Raw genomic sequence first — 1716 nt, 5'->3', positions numbered from 1 at the left:
TTCCCTGGTTAAGAAACCTGGCTTTTTGGATTTTATTAAATATTGGAAAGTCAGTCATACCGTTTATCGCCAGTTGCTTATCGCCTTATTATTTTTTGCATTGCTAAACAGTTCAGATGTATTCCTGCTTTTAAAGATCAAAGAAAACGGGTTTGGCGACACCACGGTTATTGGTATTTATGTTTTTTACAATTTTGTATACGCGGCATTCTCTTACCCTTTTGGCAAACTTGCCGATAAAATAGGGATGAAAAGCGTTTTAATTGCCGGGCTGCTGTTTTTTGTCGCTGTTTATGCCGGCATGGCAATTAATAAAAGTGAATTATTTTATTTTGTTCTATTCTTTTTATACGGCATTTATGCAGCCGCGACCGAAGGGATCACAAAAGCCTGGATCACTAATATCTGCAAAGAAAAAGACACGGCCACCGCGATCGGCATGTACACTTCTTTTCAAAGTATATGTACGCTGCTGGCCAGTTCGATAACCGGATTGGTGTGGTATGCCTATGGCGCAAAAACGGCATTGCTGATAACCGCCGGGGGCGTTTTTTTGATCATCCCCTACCTTTTATTATTAAAACCGGGTTACAAATTAAACGAGGTTGACGATACCAATTAAGTTTTATATAGCATAACGGGGCAAAAAACGCCGTTTATCCAGAATTTTAAACCTGGATTTTTTTTCAGGGAATCACTGCCATGTGCTCGATAGACTTATAAAGCTATCTATGGTAAAGCCGATCTGATCCGCGAAAGAATTAAATAGCCTAAACGCTATTGCAATATCAAGTGGCTTTTTTGGGAAATACCACAAACAAGTGTTTTATTGTGGTTTTTATTTAGAAATTTGGGCTGAAACGTGTAACACCACTTGTTACCGGTCATCTAAAACCAAAAAAACTGAATGAACCAGCAGGAAGCGAATATATTAACAGTAGATGGGTTAAATGTTAGTTATGGTAATTTCCAGGCGGTACAAAATGTCTCCTTCGATGTGCGTAAGGGCGAGATCTTCGGCCTGCTTGGACCAAACGGCGCAGGAAAAACCAGCACCCTTAGTGCGATTGAAGGCCTCCTGAAACCAGATTCGGGCACGGTAACCGTTGATGGCTACAACTCCATCGAAAAACCATTGCATGCCCGTGCATCACTTGGGGTTCAATTGCAATCAACCAGCTTCCAGCCGGAGTTGTTTGTGATAGAGGTGTTGCAGCTTTACGCCGGCGTTTATGGCTTGTCGCTAAGCAAGGATGACATCCTGACCATATTGAGGGATATCAACCTGGAAGACCAGGCTTTTAAAAAATTCGGCCAGCTGTCAGGCGGGCAGCAGCAAAGGGTTTCGCTGGTGATATCAACTATCCACAATCCCAAATTGGTATTGCTTGACGAACCCACAACGGGCCTCGACCCGCAATCACGCCGGCAGCTTTGGGAACGTATTGAAGCAATCCGCGAAAAAGGGCATGCTGTATTGCTCACTACGCATTCGATGGAGGAAGCTGAATCTGTTTGTGACAGGATAGCGATCATTGATCACGGAAAGATCATCGCCATTGATACGCCGCAGGCTATCATTGATAAACACCGCGATGACCCTGACGTGATCAGTGTATCCCGCAGGGGTAAAATAACCTTAGAAGACGTTTTTATAGCGCTTACCGGTAAAGCGGTAAGGGCATAGGGAGGTTTAATATGTTGATTGTGTTGATT

Annotated in this window: 2 protein-coding genes; both read left to right on the top strand. The window is 43.2% G+C overall.

All coding sequences use genetic code 11. The features are described 5' to 3' along the window. On the top strand, window positions 1-622 hold a 622-nt coding region (locus QZY09_RS17585; protein WP_295674495.1), incomplete at its 5' end, for an MFS transporter. Window positions 623-907: 285 nt separating this feature from the next. Continuing rightward, window positions 908-1687, top strand: a complete 780-nt coding sequence (locus QZY09_RS17580; protein ID WP_295674493.1) for an ABC transporter ATP-binding protein — start codon at window positions 908-910, stop codon at window positions 1685-1687. The last annotated feature ends 29 nt before the right edge of the window (window positions 1688-1716 follow it).

It is taken from the genome of uncultured Mucilaginibacter sp. (assembly GCF_903913935.1).
Lineage (GTDB): Bacteria > Bacteroidota > Bacteroidia > Sphingobacteriales > Sphingobacteriaceae > Mucilaginibacter.
This window is presented reverse-complemented; position numbering and strand designations above follow the sequence as displayed.

Coding starts and splice junctions, on each gene's coding strand:
- QZY09_RS17580 (WP_295674493.1), top strand. CDS start 908: ATGAACCAGCAGGAAGCGAATATATTAACAGTAGATGGGTTAAATGTT.